At 62.4% G+C, this 1926-nt stretch carries 2 protein-coding genes; one reads left to right on the top strand and one right to left on the bottom strand.

The genetic code is table 11. The features are described 5' to 3' along the window. A partial coding sequence (locus LD28_RS0112890) for a tetratricopeptide repeat protein (RefSeq protein ID WP_033137369.1) occupies nt 1-594 on the top strand: 594 nt, incomplete at its 5' end. A gap of 114 nt (nt 595-708) precedes the next feature. Here LD28_RS0112890 and LD28_RS0112885 read toward each other — a convergent pair. Beyond that, nucleotides 709-1926, bottom strand: a 1218-nt coding sequence (locus LD28_RS0112885; RefSeq protein ID WP_033137368.1) for a wax ester/triacylglycerol synthase family O-acyltransferase, incomplete at its 5' end; no start/stop codon positions are given.

The following is a 1926-nucleotide window of genomic DNA, read 5'->3' as shown; positions in this document are numbered from 1 at the left end:
GAAGCGGCCGGTGAGGCTGGTTTCAATGTGGCGAACAAGGCGCTGGTGATCCACGCCAGTTACCTGCTGGAGGATAAGTACGCCAAGCGCGCCGCCTTCGAACGGGCCGCCAGCCATGCCGAGAAGCTGCAAAAACGTCAGCCCAAGAACGCCAACGCCTGGTATTTCCACGCGCTGGCACTCGGTCGCTACAGTCAGGTCATTTCCATCTCCAAGGCCCTCTCGCAAGGCATTGGCGACAAGATCAAGGCAAGCCTTGAAAAGGCGCTGGAACTTGAGCCCGACCACGCCGAGGCCCATATCGCCTTTGGTGCCTGGCATGCCGAGATTGTCGACAAACTGGGGGCCATGATTGGCGGCCTCACCTATGGCGCCAAGAAAGAGGAGTCCGAGCGTCACTTCAAGGAGGCGCTGGCGCTGATCCCCGACTCCGCCATCGCTCGCATGGAGTACGCCAACGCCCAGGTGATGCTGCACGGCAAGAGCCGCCTGAAAGCCGCCGAAACCCTCTACGCCGAGGCGGCCGAGTGTGAACCGGTAGATGCCATGGAGCGCCTCGATGTGGAGGCGGCGCGCGAGGAGCTGGAGGATTAACCGTCACTCCTGCCACTCAGAGGTAACAAAGCAAGAGGCCAACCCGCGGGTTGGCCTCTTTTATGAGGGACGTTGAGTGGTTGAACTCCTTGTCGCCAGTCGATTAAGCGCGGCTCAACCGAGCAGCGCATCCAGTCCGTTGGGGTCGAACAACAGCTCCGGCTCCATCAGCACCAGCAACAGCAGTTGCTCAAACTCCACCGCAAACCGTGCGACCACCAAATCCGGATCCGGCACCAGCTTCTTGTCGGTGATAAGGCCCAGTTGCACCTTGTTGTCGTAAGAGAGGATAGAGACGCCGACGCCGATATCACCCGCCTGCGGCACCCAGAACAGCGGTTGACGCAGCTTTGCACCGGCCAGATAGAGGGTCTGCTGCGGGCCGGGCACATTGGTGATCACCGCGCTGGCCTTGGCCGACAGCAGTTCGACCGCCTGCTGCTGCACCGCTTTGGGGGCCATGCCAAGGGCATGCAACAGATTGAGCACGACGACAGGTTGCAGCGAGGTGCGCAGCGCCTGCATCCGATCTCGCACGGTGTATAGCCGTTGCAGCGGGTGTTCGACATCCAGCGGCAAGTCCAGGGCCACCAGCCCGAAGCGATTGCCCAGTGCCCCATCATCATTCGGCGCACGCATATTGACCGGCACCAGGGCGCGGATCTCGACCTTGTTGGCGTCATCCCCCTTCTCCTGCAGGTAGTGGCGAAATGCCCCCGCAGTGGCGGCGATCAGCAGATCGTTGACCGAACAGCCCAGCACCTTGCCTACCGCCTTGATATCCGGCAAGGCAATTTGTTCCGACCAGGCCACCCGCTTGGTGCTGGCGGTCTTGCCCCGCAGGCGGCAGGGAGAGTCATCGCAAAGGGTGGCAATATTGCACAGCTCGCTCGCCACATCCCGTCCGGTCTTGAGGTAATCCACCGCCTTGGTGGGATGGGTCACCACCTCGACATATTTGGACCAGAGGGTACCGGTCAGCTTGAGACCGGCCCGCACCAGACGGCTGCCGTGGTGACTGTCGTCCTCTTCCTCGGCATCGCTATCATCCCGTGGCTCCGGTGACGGTGGTCGCGGCGATCCTTCCGGGGTGTTGTCCATCATGGTGAGCATGGCCCGCACCAGCGAGAAACCGTCGCCCATGGCGTGGTGGATCCGCACCACCAGCGCCTGGCCGCCCAGGGAGGTGTCGGTCAGGTGCATGTCCCACAGGGGACGCTGGTGGTTGAGCGGCGTCGAGGCGAGATCGGCCACCAGCTTCTCCAGCTCGAGCTTGCCCGCCTTGCCCGGCAAGATCACCCGTTTGAGGTGCTGATCGAGATCGAAATCGGG

It is taken from the genome of Aeromonas finlandensis, assembly GCF_000764645.1.
Lineage (GTDB): Bacteria > Pseudomonadota > Gammaproteobacteria > Enterobacterales > Aeromonadaceae > Aeromonas > Aeromonas finlandensis.
Note: the sequence above shows the minus strand (reverse complement) of the source record. Positions and strands in the feature narration are given on the sequence as shown.